Annotated in this window: 19 protein-coding genes; 9 read left to right on the top strand and 10 right to left on the bottom strand. The window is 72.8% G+C overall.

What is annotated here, in order from left to right; all coding sequences use genetic code 11:
* Positions 1 to 514 (top strand): winged helix-turn-helix domain-containing protein (locus tag ACSMHG_RS18680; protein WP_435747938.1); only part of this gene is annotated, 514 nt, incomplete at its 5' end.
* A gap of 27 nt (positions 515 to 541) precedes the next feature.
* On the opposite strand, the gene ACSMHG_RS18675 is transcribed toward ACSMHG_RS18680, so the two are convergent.
* The 4 genes from ACSMHG_RS18675 to ACSMHG_RS18660 form a co-directional block, all read right to left on the bottom strand.
* A complete protein-coding gene (locus ACSMHG_RS18675; protein ID WP_435747936.1) occupies positions 542 to 1,264 on the bottom strand; it encodes a hypothetical protein in 723 nt (240 codons plus the stop codon).
* 41 nt (positions 1,265 to 1,305) lie between these two features.
* Positions 1,306 to 2,802, bottom strand: a complete 1,497-nt coding sequence (locus ACSMHG_RS18670) for a glycosyltransferase family 2 protein (protein WP_435747934.1) — start codon at positions 2,800 to 2,802, stop codon at positions 1,306 to 1,308.
* 170 nt (positions 2,803 to 2,972) lie between these two features.
* Positions 2,973 to 3,209: an acyl-CoA carboxylase subunit epsilon gene (locus ACSMHG_RS18665; protein WP_435747932.1), complete on the bottom strand. Its 237-nt coding sequence runs from the start codon at positions 3,207 to 3,209 to the stop codon at positions 2,973 to 2,975.
* On the bottom strand, positions 3,209 to 4,840 hold the full coding sequence (locus ACSMHG_RS18660; RefSeq protein WP_435747930.1) for an acyl-CoA carboxylase subunit beta: 1,632 nt from the start codon (positions 4,838 to 4,840) through the stop codon (positions 3,209 to 3,211). The genes ACSMHG_RS18665 and ACSMHG_RS18660 overlap by 1 nt, the downstream gene beginning before the upstream one ends.
* A 67-nt stretch (positions 4,841 to 4,907) precedes the next feature.
* Between ACSMHG_RS18660 and ACSMHG_RS18655 the strand changes: the two genes are divergently transcribed.
* The 5 genes from ACSMHG_RS18655 (at position 4,908) to purE (ending at position 9,006) form a co-directional block, all read left to right on the top strand.
* Positions 4,908 to 5,720, top strand: coding sequence for a biotin--[acetyl-CoA-carboxylase] ligase (locus tag ACSMHG_RS18655; RefSeq protein ID WP_435747928.1), 813 nt, complete (start codon positions 4,908 to 4,910; stop codon positions 5,718 to 5,720).
* Between the two features lie 78 nt (positions 5,721 to 5,798).
* A complete protein-coding gene (locus tag ACSMHG_RS18650; protein WP_435747926.1) occupies positions 5,799 to 6,824 on the top strand; it encodes an adenylate/guanylate cyclase domain-containing protein in 1,026 nt (341 codons plus the stop codon).
* A 103-nt stretch (positions 6,825 to 6,927) separates the two neighbouring features.
* Positions 6,928 to 7,236: a winged helix-turn-helix domain-containing protein gene (locus tag ACSMHG_RS18645; RefSeq protein WP_435747924.1), complete on the top strand. Its 309-nt coding sequence runs from the start codon at positions 6,928 to 6,930 to the stop codon at positions 7,234 to 7,236.
* 31 nt (positions 7,237 to 7,267) lie between these two features.
* Positions 7,268 to 8,470, top strand: coding sequence for a 5-(carboxyamino)imidazole ribonucleotide synthase (locus tag ACSMHG_RS18640; protein ID WP_435747922.1), 1,203 nt, complete (start codon positions 7,268 to 7,270; stop codon positions 8,468 to 8,470).
* 5 nt (positions 8,471 to 8,475) lie between these two features.
* Entirely contained in the window at positions 8,476 to 9,006 is a 531-nt protein-coding gene (gene purE / locus ACSMHG_RS18635; protein ID WP_435747920.1) for a 5-(carboxyamino)imidazole ribonucleotide mutase, read from the top strand.
* A gap of 30 nt (positions 9,007 to 9,036) precedes the next feature.
* Here the strand turns inward: purE and ACSMHG_RS18630 are convergent, their stop codons facing one another.
* The 6 genes from ACSMHG_RS18630 to ACSMHG_RS18605 are packed head-to-tail and all read right to left on the bottom strand — an operon-like array spanning position 9,037 to position 14,722.
* Positions 9,037 to 9,744, bottom strand: a complete 708-nt coding sequence (locus ACSMHG_RS18630; RefSeq protein WP_435747918.1) for a response regulator — start codon at positions 9,742 to 9,744, stop codon at positions 9,037 to 9,039.
* Positions 9,717 to 10,985 (bottom strand): sensor histidine kinase, encoded by a 1,269-nt coding sequence (locus ACSMHG_RS18625; RefSeq protein WP_435747916.1) that lies wholly within the window; start codon positions 10,983 to 10,985, stop codon positions 9,717 to 9,719. Before ACSMHG_RS18625 ends, ACSMHG_RS18630 begins: the two co-directional genes overlap by 28 nt.
* Positions 10,982 to 11,998, bottom strand: a complete 1,017-nt coding sequence (locus ACSMHG_RS18620) for an acyltransferase family protein (protein ID WP_435747914.1) — start codon at positions 11,996 to 11,998, stop codon at positions 10,982 to 10,984. Before ACSMHG_RS18620 ends, ACSMHG_RS18625 begins: the two co-directional genes overlap by 4 nt.
* Complete coding sequence (locus tag ACSMHG_RS18615) at positions 11,995 to 12,942, bottom strand: D-alanine--D-alanine ligase family protein (protein WP_435747912.1); 948 nt, start codon at positions 12,940 to 12,942, stop codon at positions 11,995 to 11,997. Before ACSMHG_RS18615 ends, ACSMHG_RS18620 begins: the two co-directional genes overlap by 4 nt.
* Entirely contained in the window at positions 12,939 to 14,096 is a 1,158-nt protein-coding gene (alr, locus tag ACSMHG_RS18610; RefSeq protein ID WP_435747910.1) for an alanine racemase, read from the bottom strand. Before alr ends, ACSMHG_RS18615 begins: the two co-directional genes overlap by 4 nt.
* Positions 14,093 to 14,722: a M15 family metallopeptidase gene (locus tag ACSMHG_RS18605; protein WP_435747908.1), complete on the bottom strand. Its 630-nt coding sequence runs from the start codon at positions 14,720 to 14,722 to the stop codon at positions 14,093 to 14,095. The genes alr and ACSMHG_RS18605 overlap by 4 nt, the downstream gene beginning before the upstream one ends.
* A gap of 159 nt (positions 14,723 to 14,881) precedes the next feature.
* On the opposite strand from ACSMHG_RS18605, the gene ACSMHG_RS18600 reads away from it, so the two are divergent.
* The 3 genes from ACSMHG_RS18600 to ACSMHG_RS18590 all read left to right on the top strand — a co-directional run.
* Positions 14,882 to 17,218, top strand: a complete 2,337-nt coding sequence (locus tag ACSMHG_RS18600; protein WP_435747906.1) for a chemotaxis protein CheW — start codon at positions 14,882 to 14,884, stop codon at positions 17,216 to 17,218.
* Positions 17,215 to 17,634, top strand: a complete 420-nt coding sequence (locus ACSMHG_RS18595) for a chemotaxis protein CheW (protein WP_435747904.1) — start codon at positions 17,215 to 17,217, stop codon at positions 17,632 to 17,634. Before ACSMHG_RS18600 ends, ACSMHG_RS18595 begins: the two co-directional genes overlap by 4 nt.
* 18 nt (positions 17,635 to 17,652) lie before the next feature.
* The coding region (locus tag ACSMHG_RS18590) for a methyl-accepting chemotaxis protein (RefSeq protein ID WP_435747902.1) at positions 17,653 to 18,811 on the top strand (1,159 nt) is incomplete at its 3' end.

Below are 18,811 nucleotides of genomic sequence, written 5' to 3'. Positions count from 1 at the left end.
GCCGCCCCCCGCCCCGCCGGCGTACGCGCCGCCGCCGGCCCACCAGCCGCCTCCCGCACCAGCGGAGCCGGCGTCGGCACCACAGTCTGCTGCGCCGGCGGGCGCCCATGCCGCCGCCGTGCCCCCCGCCGTGCCCCCCGCCGTGCCCTCCGCCGTGCCCTCCGTCGGCGGAGTGTCGGTGGAGGGCTCATGGGTGCGGTTCAACGGCCTCGCGCTCAACCACGAGACCCGGGTGGTCACCGTCGGTGGGGGCGCGGTGGACCTCAACCGGACCGAGTTCGACCTGCTGGCGTCGTTGCTCGACACCGGTCGGCGAGTGCGGTCGAAGGCCGACCTGGTGCTGACGATGCGTGGGCAGCAGTACGTCACGTCCTACTTCGTCAACGAGGCCGACAAGCGGTCGGTCGAGATCCACATCGCCAACCTCCGCCGCAAGATCGGGGACGACGGCGCCAGCCCGAGGTTCATCGAGACGGTCCGTGGCGTCGGCTACCGCCTGGCCGAGGCCGTCTGATCCTCGCCCCGAGGTCGACGGCCCGCCTCAGTTGGCGTTGATCGGGATGTCTGCAGCCCGGGTGGGCGTGTCGGACTCGAAGATCGAGATCGGCACGGTCTGCTTGACCTGGTGCTCGACGAAGCTGCCGGAGCCGGGACTGCGCTCGACGTTCACCGTCGCGGTGAAGGTGAGGTCGAGCCCGTAGGTGTCGGCGGACATCGCACCGATCTTCTGGTTGCGCAGCTCGAAGGAGCCCTTCGGCGAGGTGATCAGCATCCCGTGGAGCGGGTGCGTCACCGCCTCCGGGTCGAAGGTGATCCTCGAGGCCTCGGCGTCGAGCTTGTAGGGGTGCTGGGTCCTCCCGCCGTCGCGCGTGACGGTGCGCGAGGTGACCTTGATGTCGCCCAGGTACGCCTTCCGCTTGGTGGCGAACGGGTCCCGCAGCTTCCGCTGGAGGTCGTAGACCTGGAAGGTGAAGGAGAAGTACTTCTTCCCCTTGGGGTACCACTCGTTCGTGCGGGGGGTCGACTTGGTCGGCCACAACGTGTAGACGAAGTCCATCCCGTCGATGTCGATGTGCGACTGGAACGTGCCGTCGCGAGTGAACTGCGAGGCATACGGCTCCGGCGTCGCTGCTGCGCCCGGGTTCTCGGCCTCGACGGCCTCGGGTCCGGCGAGGGCGTCGACGAGCGAGCAGCCGGACAGCGGGCCGGCCAGGGCGAGGATGACGGAGGCCGCGAGCAGGCGGTGGCGACGTGGAGCGGACATCGAGTCTCCAGGGAGCGGGAGGAAGCGGGGGGAGTGGAGCGTCAGGCCTTGAAGCCGCGGTACGGGCGGCAGGCCTTGAGGATCATCCAGACCGTCTGGAGGATGGTGATGATGCCGAGGATCGGCCAACCGACGCGCAGGGCGCCGGAGACGGTCTGCGTCGGCAGCTGCAGCCAGGCGGCGGCACTACCCGCCAGGAGCGCCGTGGCCACCAGGAACGGAGAGGTCCAGGCGGTGCCCTTGCCGCGCTCGGCCTTCGCCTGGGCGGCCCAGTTGTCGGTCTGCTGCCGGCTGAAGAACTTCAGCCAGGCGCGCACGAAGTGGCCCATCCGGATCACCATGTAGAGCTCGGCGGGGAAGACCAGCAGCGCGAAGAGGTAGTCGCGCCGGTTCGCGAACGCCATCGAGCGGGCCACCCGGAAGTTCAGCCAGACCGCAGCCGCCGGGGGGATCAGCCACCAGGCCTGGAAGACGAACGCGTCGATGGTGAGGGCGCCGATGAGCAGGACGAGGAACATCATCCTCGTGGTCATGTTGATGACCATCGACAGGTGCTCGAACCAGCGCAGCCGGAGGTTCGGGTGGAAAGGCTGGCCCTTGGTGTCGCCGCGCTGGCCCGGCCACATCAGGTCGATCGCCCCGAAGTTCCACTTCACCTGCTGGGCGTCCAGCGAGCGGAAGGTCGTCATGCCGCCCACGTGGGCCCGGGCGCGGGAGGAGATCTTCGTCAGGTAGCCGGCCGACTTGATCTGCAGCGACAGCAGCGAGTCCTCGACCTCGGAGTCGCTCACCCACGGCGCGCGCTGGTGGCTGTCGCGCATGACGTCGCGGAGCGCCTGCGTGGAGAAGATGGAGAACTGGCCGCCGAGCACCGCCATGGTCCGGCCCTTGAGCAGGTTCTGCATGTTGAACGCGGAGAACTGCGCACGCTGACCGGCGATGAGGAACTTCTGCACCGGGCCCTCGAGAGCCGAGTCGTCGATGGAGTAGATCGCCGAGATGCCGCCGATGCGGGCGTCGCTGGAGATCTCGTCGACGAGGTGCTGGATCGCGTCCGGCTCCGGGGTCGTGTCACCGTCCACGCCGAGCAGGTAGTCCATGTGCTCGACCAGGGAGTAGCCGTAGTTGAGGGCCCCGACCTTCTTGTCCGGGTTCTTCCCGATGTCGTGGACGTAGATGACCGTCGTCTGCTCGCCGGTCGGGGTCATCCGCGTGTGCGGCCCGGCGTAGTGGCTGGCGACCTCCACCGACTCGTCGCTGGTGTTGTTGACGATCAGGTGGATCGCCTCGGGCAGGCGCGTCTGCTGCAGGAGCGAGTCGAGGACGCCGGCGATGGTCTCGGCCTCGTTGTAGGCCGGGATGATGCAGCCCACCGTCGGGCGCAGGGTCGGCAGGTCGTCGACCGCCTCGAGGAACTCCTGGGCGTACGCCGCCAGGCCGGGGTCGTGGGCCCGGACGTAGCGGGGGTCGTCGAGGCCCGCGGGGGGTGCGCCGCGGACCAGCTGCCCTCCGTCGGACCCCACGTCCCTCGTGTCCACGCGCTCATCCCATCGCTGGTGCAGCGCCGCTGTCGGTCGCCGTCCCCGTCTCTTGACCCCCCGAGCCTGGCCGATCGATCTCAAGCAGCGACGCTGCGAGCCTCAAGGTTCGCTCACGATTGTGGACGGCCTTCGCCGGCGGCGGGCCGTTTCGCCGGATCCGGCGACGGTCAGCGAGGCAGCGAGCTGGCGCGCCAGGCGGCAGCGCCCGGCGCGAGCGGCCGGCGGACGCCGCGGTGCGGCGCGTTCCACTCCGGGCGGGGCTTCGCCGGTGGCGCCTCGGCGCCCCCGAGCGCGGAGAGGACGGCCACCAGCGCGGCCACCTCCTCCGGCGTCGCGTGCGGGCTGACCACCCGGAGCAGCGGGCGCTGCTCCGGGGCGGCGGTGTCGGGCTGCTCCTCGGCCATCAGAGCGGGATGTTCCCGTGCTTCTTGGGCGGCAGCGTCTCGCGCTTGGAGCGCAGCAGCCGGAGCGCCCGGACCACCTCCACGCGGGTCTCGTGCGGCTGGATGACCGCGTCGACGTACCCGCGCTCCGCGGCGATGTAGGGGTTCGCCAGCGTGGTCTCGTACTCGTCGATGAGCTCGGCCCGCCGGGCCTCGACGTCGCCGCCCTCCGCCTCGACCTGCGCGAGCGTCTTGCGGTGGATGATGTTCGCCGCGCCCTGGGAGCCCATGACGGCGATCTGGGCCGTCGGCCACGCGAGGTTGATGTCCGCGCCGAGGTGCTTGGAGCCCATGACGTCGTAGGCGCCGCCGTAGGCCTTGCGGGTGATGACCGTGACGAGCGGGACGGTCGCCTCCGAGTAGGCGTAGATGAGCTTGGCTCCCCGGCGGATGATGCCGTTCCACTCCTGGTCGGTACCCGGCAGGAAGCCGGGGACGTCGACGAAGGTCAGCACGGGGATGTTGAAGGCGTCGCAGGTCCGCACGAAGCGCGCCGCCTTCTCGGAGGCGTCGATGTCGAGGGTGCCGGCGAACTGCATCGGCTGGTTGGCGACCACGCCGACGGGCCGGCCCTCGACCCGTCCGTAGCCGATGATCAGGTTGGGCGCGAAGAGCTCCATCACCTCGAGGAAGTCCTCGTCGTCGAGGACGGCCCGGATGACGTCGTGCATGTCGTAGGGCTGGTTCGGGCTGTCGGGGATGATCGTGTCCAGCGAGCGGTCCAGGTCGCCGACCTCGAGGTCGGCCGGGTCGTCGTAGACCAGGGGCTCGTCGAGGTTGTTCTGCGGCAGGAACGACAGCAGCGCCTTGACGTACTCGATCGCGTCCTCCTCGTCGGAGGCCATGTAGTGGGCGTTGCCCGACTTGGTGTTGTGCGTGCGAGCGCCGCCCAGCTCCTCCATCGAGACGTCCTCGCCGGTGACGGTCTTGATGACGTCGGGGCCGGTGATGAACATCGCCGAGGTCTGGTCGACCATGACCGTGAAGTCGGTGACCGCGGGGGAGTAGACGTGGCCGCCGGCGCAGTTGCCCATGATCATCGAGATCTGCGGGATCACGCCGGAGGCGTGCACGTTGCGGCGGAAGATCTCGCCGTACAGGCCGAGCGAGACCACACCCTCCTGGATGCGGGCGCCGGCGCCCTCGTTGATGCCGATGATCGGGCAGCCGGTCTTGATGGCGAGGTCCATCACCTTGGTGATCTTCTCGCCGTAGACCTCACCCAGCGAGCCGCCGAAGACGGTGAAGTCCTGGGAGAACACGCAGACCTGGCGGCCGTCGATCGTGCCGTAGCCGGTGATGACGCCGTCGCCGTAGGGCCGGTTCTTCTCCAGGCCGAACGCCGTCGACCGGTGCCGGGCGAGCTCGTCGAGCTCGACGAACGAACCCTCGTCGAAGAGCATCTCGATCCGCTCACGGGCGGTCTGCCGCCCCTTGGCGTGCTGCTTCTCGATCGCCTTCGCCGAGCCGGCGTGCACCGCCTCGTCGAGGCGGCGGTCGAGGTCGGCCAGCCTGCCGGCCGTCGTGTGCAGGTCGATGTCCGCGGGGACGTCGGTGCCCTGCCCGGGGCGTTCGGTGCTCTCTGCGCTCACGGTCCGGGGGTCTCCTCGCTGGCGTCGGTATGGCGTCGTCGTTGCGGCGTGGGTCAATGTAGTGCCCGTGACCACCACGTCTCCCGAGCGCCCACCCCTTGACAGGGACCGGCTCGCCGCCGTCGCCCCCGACCTCGTTCCCGGAGTCGCCGTCGAGGTCCTCGACGAGGCTGCCTCGACCAATGCCGTCGTGGCCGAGCGGGCGCGCGCCGGCGCCCCGGAGGGGCTCGTGGTCGTCACCGAGCACCAGACGGCGGGTCGCGGCCGGCTCGACCGCTCCTGGCAGACGCCGGCCCGTTCGGCGCTGACCTTCTCGGTCCTGCTCCGCCCGTCCGCACCGACGCGCACGTGGCCGTGGCTGCCGCTGCTGACCGGCTACGCCGTCGACAAGGTGCTCAAGGCGCACGGGTTCGACGCCGGCGTGAAGTGGCCCAACGACGTGCTGATCGGTGGGCGGAAGGTGGCGGGGATCCTCGTCGAGCGCCTGGAGACCCCCGCCGGCCCGGCCGCGGTCGTCGGCATCGGCGTCAACGTCGGCCTCACGGCCGACGAGCTGCCCGTCGCCACCGCGACCTCGCTCGCGGTGGCCGGCGAGGCGCCGGACCGGACCCAGCTGCTCGTGGAGCTGCTGGCCGGCCTGCGCGAGGCGTACGACGCCTGGCAGGCGGGCGGGGACCTCGCGGGGATGAGGCTCGCGGACTCCTACGCCGACGCCTGCGTCACCGTGGGGCAGCAGGTGCGCGTGGAGCTGCCCTCGGGCGAGGTCCTCACGGGCACGGCGACCGGCATCGACCCGTCCGGGCGGCTCCTCGTCGTCGGCCCCGCTGGTGAGACGGCCGTCGGTGCCGGCGACGTCGTCCACGTGCGGCCAGCGGTCTGACGGCCCGTCGGGAGGCCCGCGGGTGAGAGGATCCCGGAGGCCCGTCCACCGCCGACCACCACCGCCGACCGACCAGAGGTGCCCGACCTGCCCGAGAACACCCCGCCCCCCGACGTGCCCGAGGACCTGCACCGCAGGGTCCTCGGTGAGCCGGTGCTGAGCGCCGCCGAGGTCGCCGAGGACGCCGGCGTCAGCCTGGAGGAGACCCGGCGGCTGTGGCGGGCGCTCGGCTTCCCGGAGCACGGCGCCGACGTCGCCTACACGCCGGCGGACGTGGTCGCGCTGAGCACCCTCGTCGCCGGGGTGCGCACCGGGCTGTTCGACTTCGACACCGCGGTCAACATCACCCGGGCGGTCGGCCAGACCATGGCGCGCCTCGCCGACTGGGAGGTGTCCGCGATGGTGCACCGGCTGGACCAGCTGGAGCGGGAGGGGAGCAGCCTGCTGGCCCCTGAGGGCGAGGGGGGTGCGGCCAGCGGGCGGATGAGCTCGGCCCGCCGGGTCCTGGAGGAGTTCAGCGAGCCCTTCGAGGAGCTCCTGATCTATGCCTGGCGGCGCCACCTGGCCGCCGCGGTCACGCGCATCGAGGCGCTCACCGACGACGCCGACGAGCTCCACACCACCACGCTGACCGTCGGGTTCGCCGACATCGTCTCCTTCACGGCGCTCTCGAACCAGTTGAGCGAGGAGCGGATCGGCGACCTGGTGGAGCTGTTCGAGTCGCGCTCCGCGGACGTGGTCGCCCAGCAGCGGGGGCGCGTCATCAAGAGCATCGGCGACTCCATCCTCTTCGTGAACGACGACCCCGTCCGGGCCTACGACACCGCCGAGGGGATCATCAACGTGATCGGCCGGGACCAGCGCATGCCCGACGTCCGCCTCGGGCTGGCGACCGGATCGGTGGTGATGCGGCTCGGCGACGTGTTCGGCCCGCCGGTCAACATGGCTGCCCGCCTGACGGCCGTGGCGCGACGCAACCGCGTCATCATCGACACCGCCACCGCCGAGCTGCTGCCGCAGGACCAGTTCGAGACCCGGCGGTTGCCGGCGCGGCCGGTCCGGGGCTTCGGCATCGTGGAGCCGCTGGCCGTCCGGAGACACTAAGACCGGTCTCACCCTTAAGGGTGGGATTTCTGGCCGGAAGTTGCCACTGGCACTTTCGGGCATTTGCTGGCCGTTCAGGTTTCAACCTGCCTACGGTTAAGAAATGTTCGAAGTACAAGACGTCCGGATCGATCCGGAGAGCCGCCGCGCATGGCGAGGCGCCGACGAGGTGGTCCTGTCCCGCAAGGAGTTCGACCTGGTCCAGGCGCTCATCGCCCGGGCCGGTGACATCGTGAGCCGTGAGGAGCTCATGCGCGACGTGTGGCACACGACGTTCTGGACCTCGTCGAAGACCATCGACGTCCACCTGGGCTGGGTCCGCCGCAAGCTCGGGGACGACAGCCGCCGCCCCCGGCTGATCACCACGATCCGAGGCAAGGGCCTCCGCTTCGAGACGGAGCCGCCCGCCTGAGCCGCTGCCGCCCTGCTCTAGGGTTCCGACCGTGCCCGAGCTCGCCTCCCCGTCGGCCCCTGGACCTGGTGCCGCGCCCCGTGTCGCGGTCATCGGCGGAGGCCAGCTCGCCCGGATGATGGCCGAGCCGGCCGCCGCCATGGGCGTGCCCCTGCGGTTGCTCGCCGAGGCCGACGGCGTCTCGGCGGCCCAGGTGGTCCCGGACCAGCTCGTCGGGGACTACCGCGACCTGGACGTGCTCCGCGAGGTGACCGGCGGCTGTGCCGTGGTGACCTTCGACCACGAGCACGTCCCCACCGAGCACCTGCGCTCCCTCGCCGCCGACGGCGTGGCCGTCCGCCCCGGTCCGGAGGCCCTCGTGCACGCCCAGGACAAGGCGGTCATGCGGGAGCGGCTCGCCGCGCTCGACGTGCCCTGCCCCCGCAACGCCGTGGTGACCGACGTCGACGAGGTCGCGGCCTTCGGCTTCCCCTGCGTGCTCAAGACGACCCGCGGCGGGTACGACGGCAAGGGGGTCTGGTTCGTCCGGTCGGCCGAGGACTGCGCCGAGCCGTTCGCCGTCGCCCGGGACACCGGCGTCCGGCTGCTGGCCGAGGAGCTGGTCGACTTCCGGCGCGAGCTCTCCGCCCTCGTCGCGCGCTCGCCGAGCGGCCAGGCCGCGGCGTACCCGGTCGTCTGGAGCACCCAGCGCGACGGCATCTGCCACGAAGTGGTGGCGCCCGCGCCCGACCTCGACCCCGACCTCGCCGCGCACGCCCAGCAGGTGGCGCTCCGGATCGCCGGCGCCCTCGATGTCACCGGCGTCCTGGCGGTCGAGCTCTTCGAGACGACCGACGGGCGGATCCTGGTCAACGAGCTGGCCATGCGACCGCACAACACCGGCCACTGGACGCAAGACGGTGCGGTCACCTCCCAGTTCGAGAACCACCTGCGCGCCGTGCTCGACCTGCCCCTCGGCTCGCCGGCCCCACGGGCGCGCTGGACGGTGATGGTCAACATCCTCGGCGGGCCCGACCGCCCGGACGGCACGCCGGTGGGCCGGCTGTACGACGGCTACCCGCACGCCCTGGCGCGCGACGCGCGCCTGCGCGTCCACCTGTACGGCAAGGAGCTGCGACCCGGCCGGAAGGTCGGCCACGTCAACGCCTACGGCGACGACCTCGAGGACTGCCTGGAGCGCGCGCGGCACGCCGCCGCCTGGTTCCGTGGCGACCTCGGCGACGAGAGCGAGTGAACCCCATGGACCAGCAGCTGGACGAGCGGCCCCGCGTCGGGATCGTGATGGGTTCGGACTCCGACTGGCCGACCATGCAGGCGGCGGCCGAGGCGCTGGCGGAGTTCGGCATCGCCCACGAGGCCGACGTCGTGTCCGCCCACCGGATGCCCGAGGAGATGCTCGACTACGGCCGCGCCGCCGCCGGCCGGGGGCTCTCGGTCATCGTCGCCGGGGCCGGGGGAGCCGCCCACCTGCCGGGCATGCTGGCGGCCGTGACCCCGCTGCCGGTGATCGGCGTCCCCGTGCCGCTGCGCCACCTCGACGGGCTGGACTCGCTGCTCTCGATCGTGCAGATGCCGGCCGGGGTCCCGGTCGCGACCGTGGCGGTCGGCGGCGCCCGCAACGCCGGGCTGCTCGCCGTACGCATCCTCGCCGCCGCGGACCCCGCGCTGCAGCAGCGGATGGCCGACTTCCAGGCCGAGCTGCGCGCCTCCGCCCACGCCAAGGGCGAGGTCGTCCGGCGGGAGTCGGCGCCGCGGCGCGTCGGCTTCTGATCCTCCCGGACCGCGGATCTGCGGCGGCCCTCAGCCGGTGACCAGGCCGTGCTCGTGGGCGAAGACCACGATCTGCACGCGGTCGCGCAGGCCGAGCTTGCGCAGCACGGCCCCGACATGGGTCTTGACCGTGGACTCGCCGGCGTAGAGAGCGGCGGCGATCTCGGTGTTCGACAGGCCCCGGGCGACCGCCGCGAACACCTCGCGCTCCTTCTCGGTCAGCGACTCGTACGCCGCCGGCACCGCCACCCGCGTGCGGAACCGCCCCTCGAGCAACGTCGAGAGGTCCTGCGGGGCGAGCACCGCGTTGCCGGCGTGCACGGTGCGGATGGCGTCGCGCAGCTGGATCGGGGTGGTGTCCTTGAGGAGGAAGCCGCTGGCGCCGTACCGGATCGCCGTCGCCGCCCGGTCGTCGAGGTTGAAGGTGGTCAGCACGACCACCCGCACGGGCTTGCCCCGGCGCGCCGCGCGGTCGGGGTCGAAGATCTGCCGGGTCGCCTCGACGCCGTCCATCTCGGGCATCCGGATGTCCATCAGCACCACGTCCGGCTGCAGCTGGTCGACCAGCCGCACCGCCTCCAGGCCGTCGCCGGCGGCGCCTACCACCCTCATGCCGTCCTGGGCGTCGACGATCACCCGCACGCCCTCGCGGAACAGGTCCTGGTCGTCGACGAGCAGGACGTCGATCTCGCCCGTCGCGCCGGCCGCGGTCACCGGCTCGACCTCAGCGGGACCCACGCGGTCGCGGTGAACGTCGCACCGGCCGGCTCCTCGCGCCGGCGCACGTCCAGCCGCCCGCCGACCGCCTCCAGCCGCCTCCGCATGCCTTCCAAGCCGTGCCCGGCGCCCTCGGTCCGGGCCGGTGCGGCGGGATCCACGACGGCCATCGGGCGGGTCTCGTGGTCGACGGGCGCGGGCTCACCGATGACGTTGCGGACCTCCAGCCGCAGCTCGCCCTCCCAGTGCCGCTCGACGAGCACCGGCTCGCCGCGGCGGCCGTGGCGGATGGCGTTGGTGAGCATCTCCTGGAGGACCCGGAACGCCACCACCTCGAGCTCCGGGGGGAGCGGGCGCGAGGAGCCGACCTCGGTGGAGACCACCTCGTGGCCGCTGGCCCGCACCCCCTCGACCAGCGCGTCGAGGTCCGCCTGCGGGGATCCGGCGGCGCCGCCGCCGGGCGCGCTCAGCACCTGGCGGACGTCCTGGAGCGAGGTGCGTGCCGAGGTGGCGATGGTGGCCATGGTCCGCCGCAGGGCCGAGGTGTCGGCCTCGGGCAGGTACTGCGCGGACTCGGCCTGGGCGAGGATCACCGCCAAGGAGTGGCCGACGACGTCGTGGACGTCGCGGGCGAGCTGGGCCTGGCTCTCCCGCAGCCGGGCGATCTCCTCGGCCTGGTCCCGCTGCGCCTCGGCGGCCACCTGCGAGACCTGTGAGGACCGCGCGCGGTCCAGGAAGCGCAGCGCCAGGCCGGCCAGCCACGGCGTGGCGAGCAGGGCGAAGAGGAGCAGGCCGGCCGCACCGCGCCAGTCCCCGTCGTCCTGGTAGAGGGTCTCGGCGAGCAGCCCGACGCCGGTGAGGTCCAGGACCCGGTGGGCCAGGAAGGTGTCGAGCCACAGCAGCGCGATGACGGCGGAGAGCGGGATCGAGGCCCCGCTCAGCCACACGGTGGCCGTCCGGCCCCAGCGGGCGCAGCCGAACGCCACGACGGCGACGACTCCCTCGACCAGCATGATGCCGGTCCCACTGACGACCTGCACCATCCCCACGAACCACGCCAGGGCGAGCGCGCTCGCCGGTGCGACGCGGGACAGGCCGACCGCGAGGGCGAGGCCGACGACCATCGTCATCGCGGCGGGGATGCTGGGGTAGTAGCCGTCGCCGTTGACCTCGACGAGGCCGAGCACCAGCACGGCGACCCCCGCCGCGGAGTCGGGCAGCCAGTGCTGCCAGTCCCGGCGGCTGGTCGTCGCGCTGGTCATCGGCCCGCCCCGACCGGCGTGCGGCGCTGCTGGAGCGGCGCCTCGACGTACCGCCAGCTCAGGGCCGCGCACACGAGGGTCAGCACCACCGCGAGCGGCCCCGCGAGGTCGGTGTAGGGGCGGAGCCAGACGGTCAGCGGGTAGTTCCACAGGTACGCCGCGTACGACACGGTGCCGAGCAGGACCAGGGGTCGCAGAGCCGGGTGGTCCACCGAGGCCCAGGTACGCCAGGCCAGCAGCACGACGGTGGTCAGCATCGCGATGGCCGGGCCTCCCGCCAGGTAGGTGAGTGCGTGACCGCGCAATGGAACCACGGCCAGCACTCCGAGCGACGCGGCGGCGGCCACCACCGCGCCGGGCGGCGGACCCCACGCCGCGACGAGCCGGTCGGCGTGCACGCGGGAGGCCGCGCCGATGACGAAGCACACCGCCCACGACGTCGGCAGCGCGTAGGCGAGGTCGGGATCGGCGCGGAGCCAGACGACCGTGGCCAGGCACCCCAGCAGGCAGGCGCCGGTCGCGCCGAGGAGCAGCATGCCGACGCGCCGCCGCGGGGCCGCGAGGAGGAGCAGGGCCGGCCACACCAGGTAGAACTGCTCCTCGAGCGCGAGGGTCCACAGGTGGAACGTCGCGTCGCTGGGGTCCCCGAGTGGCAGGTCGGCCGTCCACGTCAGCGCGACCAGCACCGTGTCGCCGAGCCGTTCCCGGTCACCGAGCGGGTCGAGCAGCAACGTCACGGCCACCACGCCGGCGACGAGCGCCAGCAGCGCCGGCACCAGCCGGCGGGCTCGCCGGCGGTAGAAGCGCCCGAGGTCGATCCTGCCCGTGCGGGCCACCTCGTCGAGGAGCAGACCGGTGATGAGGTGGCCCGACAGGGCGAAGAACATCACCACCCCGACGACGCCCGCGCCGGGGAAGACCCCGGGAGCGGCGTGCCGGAGGACGACCAGCGCGACGGCCACGCCACGGAGCAGGTCGATGCCCTCGATCCGGCCCGGAGGGGCGGGGCTCACCGCGGTGCCGCGCCGCGGACCAGCTCGTCGAGGAGCGCGGCGTACGGCAGGCCGGCGGCGGCGAACATGCGCGGGACCTGCGAGTGCTCGGTCATCCCCGGCACCGTGTTCACCTCGTTGAGCACGAGTCCCGTGGCGGTGAGGAAGAAGTCGACCCGGGCCACCCCGGCGCAGCCCAGGGCCGTGTAGACCGCGAGCGCAGCCTCCTCGACGGTCTTGGCCTCGACGTCGTCCAGCGCGGCGGGCACCCGGAAGTCGGCGCCGCCGCCGTACTTGGCGGCATGGTCGAAGAGGCCGTCGACGACGATCTCCAGGGCGGGGGAGGCGACGACCGTGCCGTCGGCGCGGCGCAGGACGGCGACGTCCACCTCCCGGCCGACCACGACCTCCTCCACGAGCGCGCGCGCGTCGAGGGCCAGCGCGGCCGCCAGCGCCGGGCCGAGCTCGCCCGGGGTCCGCACCAGGCTGACGCCGTGGCTGGACCCCGCGGCCACCGGCTTGACGACGACCGGCCCGGTCCAGCCGACCACCTCGGCGTCCGCCACGGTGACCAGGCGGGCCGGCGCGGTGGCGATGCCGAGCGCCTCGGCGACCAGCTTGGTGACCCACTTGTCCATGGCGACCGCACCCGCGCCGACGCCCGAGCCGACGTAGGGACGACCCGCGAGCTCGCACAACGCCGCCAGCTCGCCGTCCTCACCGTGCGGGCCGTGCACGAGCGGAAACACCACGTCGCAGCCCTGGAGCGCGCGCACCGCCCCGGCGAGGTCGAGCACCGCGGCCTGCTCGTCCCGCCAGGAGCCGTCCCGGGCGATGGTCAGCCGCACCACGTCGAAGCTCGCCGGGTCGAGCGCCTCGGCCACGGATGCCGCAGAGGCGAGGGAGACCTCGTGCTCACAGCTGCGGCCGCCGCCCACGACCGCCACCCGCGGCCGGGGGGTCACGCCAGCCCTCGCAGGTGGTGGCCGATCCGGTGACGCCGGGAGACGCGCGATGCCCGGCCGAGCCCGGTGACCACCTCGTGCGGGATGGTGCCGGCCCACTCGGCCCACTCGGCGGTCGTGGGCTCCCCGGCGCCGCCCGGGCCCAGCACGACGACTCGCTCGCCGGGGTCCACCGGGCGGTCGCCCAGGTCGACCACGGCCTGGTCCATCGAGATCCGCCCGACGAGGGGGCGGCGGCGTCCGCGGACGAGCACCTCGGCGCGGCCGGAGGCGGCGCGGGGCAGGCCGTCGCCGTACCCGAGCGGGAGCAGGCCGAGATGGGTGGCGCGGTCGGTGTGGTGGGCGTGGGCGTAGCCGACCGGCGTGCCCGCTCGCACCCGGCGTACCGAGCTGATCGGCGCGGTCAGGGTCAGCGCGCCCCGCAGCGGCGTGGTCCCGGAGGGGTCGATGCCCACCAGGCCCGCCCCGACGCGGCTCATCGTGTGGTGGGTGCGCGGGTCGGTGAGAGTGGCCGCCGTGGCCGCCAGGTGCAGGTGTGCCGGACGCAGGCCGGCCGCGCGGGCCGTCTCGAGCGCCCAGGCGAACCGGGTGCGGCCGAGGGCGTTGCAGCCGTCGGACGGGTCGTCGGCGCAGCCGAGGTGGCCCATCACGCCGACGACCTGGACCTGGCCGAGCCGCTCCGCGCGCCGGGCAGCCGCGCAGAGCGCTGCCCAGGTCGCCGGCGCCGCGCCGTCCCGCGCCATCCCGGTGTCGACGTGCAGGTGCACCCGGGCCCGCCCCGGCGCGGCGGCGGCCTCGAGGAGGTGCGCATGGCTCGGGACGGCCAGGTCGACGTCGGAGGCGATCGCGGTGGCGACATCCGCCCCCAGCGGGTTCAGCCAGCTGAGCAGCGGGGCCCGCAGGCCTGCGGCTCGCAGCGGCATCGCCTCGACCACGCTGGTGACACCGAGCCACGTCGCTCCGTTGGCCAACGCGGTCCGTGCCACGTCCACGGCTCCGTGGCCGAAGCCGTCCGCCTTGACCACCGCCATCAGGGCGCCGCTGGTGCGTCCGGCCAGGAGCCGGGTGTTGGCGGCGACGGCGGCGAGGTCGACCTCCAGGAGCGGGCCGGCCGTGCGGTGCGTGGTCACCGGGGCCAGGCAGGGGGCACTCATGCGGCCGCCGCCTCGGCGATCGGTCCGTGCAGGGCGTGCGGCGCGCCGGTGACCAGCGCCCAGTAGCGGTCGCCGTGGCTCCAGTGCCACCACTCGGTCGGGTAGTTGACCAGGCCCTGGCCGCCGAGCGCCTCTCCCAACAGGTCCCGGTGGGCGCGTGCAGCGGCCGAGATGTCCTCGGCGGCGGTGAAGCACCGCCCGTCGCTCTCCTCGGGCGTCGCGTCGACGGGCGTTCCGAGGTCGAGCTCGGCGCCGGTGGCGTCGACGAGGGTGAGGTCCACCGCCGCCCCGGCCACGTGCGGTGCGACCTCGAGCGGTGCCACGAACCGGCTGGTGAGCCGTTCCAGCGCGGCCCGGTCGCGGCCGAGCCGGGGGTGCAGCAGGCGCAGCTGGGCGGCGTACGCAGCGATGATGGCCTGCTGCGCGGCCGCGCTGCGGTGCCCCTCGAGCACCCGGAGGCGGAAGCCGGCGGGCAGCGCCGCGTCGGCGCGGGCCAGCCGCTCGGCCAGGCTGCACCGCACCAGGGCGCCGGTCGGCGAGAGACCGGCATCGAGGCGCACCAGGGGCTCGCCGGAGTCCACCACGGGCACGGCGCGGACCCGCGGGTCCGCAAGGAGGATCGTCATGCGCCGGACGTTACGAAGCAACCTTCTTTACCCGCCTCCACCTCAGGTGCCAACCCGCTGTCCTGAAGGACGAGACACCTCGCCCGCCGATTGCCTCAGGTTCCGACGCCACGCACCGATGGGAGGGCTGCCGGTCATGGACGGAAGGCAGTCATAGACATGGATGAGATGGACGAGATCGTCCAGGAGTTCCTCGTGGAGAGCCACGAGAACCTGGACCAGCTGGACCGCGACCTGGTCGCGCTGGAGAAGGACCCCGGCTCCCGGGAGCTCCTCGGGAGCATCTTCCGGACGATCCACACGATCAAGGGCACGAGCGGGTTCCTCGCCTTCGGCCGCCTGGAGTCGGTGACCCACGTCGGGGAGAACCTGCTGGCGCGGCTGCGCGACGGCAAGCTGTCGATGAACCCGACCACGACCGACACGCTGCTCGCGATGGTCGACACGGTCCGCGAGCTGCTCGCCTCGATCGAGACCAGCGGCAGCGAGGGCGACGTCGACGTCGACGCGGTCGTCGCAGCGATCAGCGCGGTCCTCGACGGTGGCCCCGCGGCCTCGCCGCCCGACCAGCCTGAGGTCGACCAGTCCGTGGCCGACCAGCCCGTGGAGCAGCCCGTGGAGCAGCCCGTGGACCAGCCGGAGCCGGCCGCGCCGGTTCTGGTGCTCGACGAGGCTGCCGTGCTCGCCGAGGTCGGCGTGACCCGGGACGTGGCGCCGCAGGTCGCGGCTCCCGCAGCTCCCGCGGCACCCGCACCCCCGGCTGCGCCGGCGGAGCCGGTCGCGGGCCCGGAGGTCACCCGACGCAACGTAGCCGACGCCTCCATCCGTGTGGACGTCGACCTGCTGGACGCGTTGATGCGTCTGGTGGGGGAGCTCGTCCTCACCCGGAACCAGATCGTCCGCCAGGCCGGCACCCAGACGGCGGACGCCGAGCTGACCAGCTCGGCGCAGCGGCTGAACCTCATCGCCAGCGAGCTGCAGGAGGGGGTCATGAAGACCCGCATGCAGCCGATCGACCACCTCTGGTCGAAGCTGCCGCGAGTCGTCCGCGACCTCGGGTCCGCCCTGGACAAGAGGGTGAACCTCCAGATGGAGGGGCGCGAGACCGAGCTCGACCGCTCGCTGCTGGAGTCGGTCAAGGACCCGCTCACGCACCTGGTCCGCAACGCCGTCGACCACGGCCTGGAGAGCGCGGCGGTGCGGGTCGCCGCCGGCAAGTCCGCCGAGGGCATCCTCACCCTGCGGGCCTACCACGAGGGCGGCCAGGTCGTCGTCGAGGTGTGTGACGACGGCGCCGGGATCGACCCGGCCCGGATCAGCGCCAAGGCTGTCGAGCGCGGCCTGCGCACCCCGGCCCAGCTCGAGCAGATGTCGCAGGCCGACGTCCTGCAGCTCATCTTCACCCCCGGTTTCTCCACCGCTGCCGCCGTCACCAACGTCTCCGGCCGCGGGGTCGGCATGGACGTCGTCAAGACGAACATCGAGGCGATGGGCGGCACCATCGAGGTCGAGTCGGTCCTCGGCCGGGGGACGACCTGCCGGCTGCGCATCCCGCTCACCCTGGCCATCGTCCCTGCGCTCACCGTCGAGTGCGCCGGCGACCGCTACGCCATCCCGCAGGTGAGCCTGCTGGAGCTGGTCGCCCTCGACGCAGACCGCGCCGCGAGCGAGGTCGAGAGCGTCAACGGCGCCGACGTCTACCGCCTGCGCGGGGCGCTGCTTCCGCTGGTGCGGCTGGCCGACGTCCTCGGTGTCGAGTCCGACCGCTCCGACGGCCACGTGCTGATCGCGGTCCTCCAGGCGGAGGGCAAGCGGTTCGGCCTGGTCATCGACCGGGTGCTCAGCACCGAGGAGATCGTCGTCAAGCCGTTGACGTCGCGGATCAAGGAGCTGGGCACCTACTCCGGCGCGACCATCCTGGGCGACGGCAGGGTCGCCCTGATCCTCGACGTCCAGGCGCTCGCCCGCCGGGTGCTCTCCACCGAGGCGCTCGAGCGGGCCACCGGCCAGTCCGTCGGCGAGACGGTCGCCGCCGCCACCGACCATCTGCGGATGCTCGTGGTGGGCATCGGGAGCGGCCGTCGCGTCGCGATCCCGCTCTCCTCGGTCACCCGCCTGGAGAGCATCGCGTCCTCCACGGTGGAGCAGGTCGGCAGCCGCGAGGTCGTGCAGTACCGCGGCGCGATCCTCCCGCTGCTCCGCCTGGACCGGCACCTCGGCGCCTACGGCAGCGAGGACCGCGAGGAGCTCACCGTCGTCGTCTACTCGGCCGGCGACCGCAGCGTCGCGATCGTGGTCGAGTCGATCATCGACATCGTCGAGGAGGAGGCCGACGTCCGCAGCGACATCGATGACCACGGCCTGCTCGGCTCCGCCCTGGTCCGCGACCGGATCGTCGAGCTCCTCGACGTCCGCGCCGCCATCCTCGCCGCCGACCCCGGCTTCTACGACACCGTGGCCCTGGAGGCCACGCCCGACCTCGCGGAGGCGCTGTGAGCACGCGACTGGTGACCTTCACCCTCGAAGACCGGATGTACGGCGTCGACGTCGACGCGGTGCAGGAGGTGCTCCGCGGTCAGCCGCGGACGCGCATCCCGCTCGCACCGACCAGCGTCGCCGGGCTGATCAACCTGCGCGGGCAGGTGCTGTCGGCGGTCGACCTGCGCGAGCAGCTCGGGCTCGACCCGTACTCGGCGGAGCAGGAGCCGATGCTCGTCGTCATCCGCGTCTCCGGCGAGCCGGTGGCGCTCCTGGTGGACACGATCGGGTCGGTCGTCGACGTCGACGCCGGCCAGTTCGAGCCGCCGCCGGACACCCTCTCGGGCCTCGCCCGGGACCTCATTCTCGGGGCCTACAAGCTGGAGGGCCAGCTGCTGCTGGCCCTCGACGTCGACCGCGCCGTAGCGGCCTGAGCAGGAACGAGCACCACCATGAAGAGCCCCATCACCTGGACGGTCGGGCGCCGGCTCGCCGGCATCGCCGGCATCGGAGCAGCGACGTCGGCGATCATCACCGCGGTCGCGATCCAAGGACTGCAGCACGTCCGCCAGGTCAGCGAGGAGCTGGCCGACGTCGAGGGCACGCTCACGGGCATGCACGCCATCGACACCCGCTCCAGCGAGCTGAAGTACGACGCGCTCAAGTCGGTGGTCGTCGCGGATCCCCGCGAGATCGTCGCCGACGTGGAGGAGGACCGAGCGACCATGGAGGCGCTGATCGCCGGGCTGCCCTCCGACAGCCTCGAGGTCGACGCCCAGGAGGTCGCGGCCTTCGGGGCCGCTCTCGACCAGTACGGGCAGGCGATTGCCGCCTTCGTCGACGGCGCCGTCGAGAACCAGGAGCGGATGGCCCTCCGGGTCGACGAGATCCAGACGGCCAACGACGCGGTCGACGAGCTGCTCGGTGGCGCGATCGACGAGCTCACCGTGGCCGCGGACGCGAAGGGTGAGGAGGAGCAGCAGGCACGCAGCTCGATGATGCGCAACATCGCCGTCGTCGCCCTGCTGGGCGTGCTCCTGCTCATCGCGCTCGCGTACTTCATCGCCAGGTCGATCACCCGCCCGCTCCGGCGCGGCATCGACGCACTGCAGGCGCTCGCCGGTGGCGACCTGACCCAGCGTGTCGAGCAGAGCTCCACTGCCGAGCTCGGCGAGCTCGAGGTCGCGCTCAACGCCTCGGTCGACTCGGTCGGCCAGATCGTCAGCGCCGTCACCGAGTCCGCGGACGCGGTCGCGGCTGCTGCTGAGGAGCTGTCGGCGTCGTCGCAGCAGGTCGCTGCGGGTGCGGAGGAGACGTCGGTGCAGGCGGGTGTGGTCTCTGGTGCGGCGGATGAGGTGTCGCGGAACGTGCAGACGGTGGCGGCGGGTGCGGAGCAGATGGGTGCTTCGATCCGGGAGATCGCGCAGTCGGCGAATGATGCGGCGCGGGTGGCGTCGCAGGCGGTCTCGACGGTGGAGTCGACGAACGAGACGGTGGCGAAGCTGGGGACGTCGAGCCAGGAGATCGGGAACGTGGTGAAGGTGATCACCTCGATCGCTGAGCAGACGAACTTGTTGGCGTTGAACGCGACGATCGAGGCGGCTCGTGCTG

Source organism: Nocardioides ureilyticus, assembly GCF_051280745.1.
Taxonomy (GTDB): Bacteria; Actinomycetota; Actinomycetes; order Propionibacteriales; family Nocardioidaceae; genus Nocardioides.
Note: the sequence above shows the minus strand (reverse complement) of the source record. Positions and strands in the feature narration are given on the sequence as shown.

Coding starts and splice junctions, on each gene's coding strand:
- ACSMHG_RS18675 (WP_435747936.1), bottom strand. CDS start 1,264: ATGTCCGCTCCACGTCGCCACCGCCTGCTCGCGGCCTCCGTCATCCTC.
- ACSMHG_RS18665 (WP_435747932.1), bottom strand. CDS start 3,209: ATGGCCGAGGAGCAGCCCGACACCGCCGCCCCGGAGCAGCGCCCGCTG.
- ACSMHG_RS18645 (WP_435747924.1), top strand. CDS start 6,928: ATGTTCGAAGTACAAGACGTCCGGATCGATCCGGAGAGCCGCCGCGCA.
- purE (WP_435747920.1), top strand. CDS start 8,476: ATGGACCAGCAGCTGGACGAGCGGCCCCGCGTCGGGATCGTGATGGGT.
- ACSMHG_RS18625 (WP_435747916.1), bottom strand. CDS start 10,985: ATGACCAGCGCGACGACCAGCCGCCGGGACTGGCAGCACTGGCTGCCC.
- alr (WP_435747910.1), bottom strand. CDS start 14,096: ATGAGTGCCCCCTGCCTGGCCCCGGTGACCACGCACCGCACGGCCGGC.
- ACSMHG_RS18605 (WP_435747908.1), bottom strand. CDS start 14,722: ATGACGATCCTCCTTGCGGACCCGCGGGTCCGCGCCGTGCCCGTGGTG.
- ACSMHG_RS18600 (WP_435747906.1), top strand. CDS start 14,882: ATGGATGAGATGGACGAGATCGTCCAGGAGTTCCTCGTGGAGAGCCAC.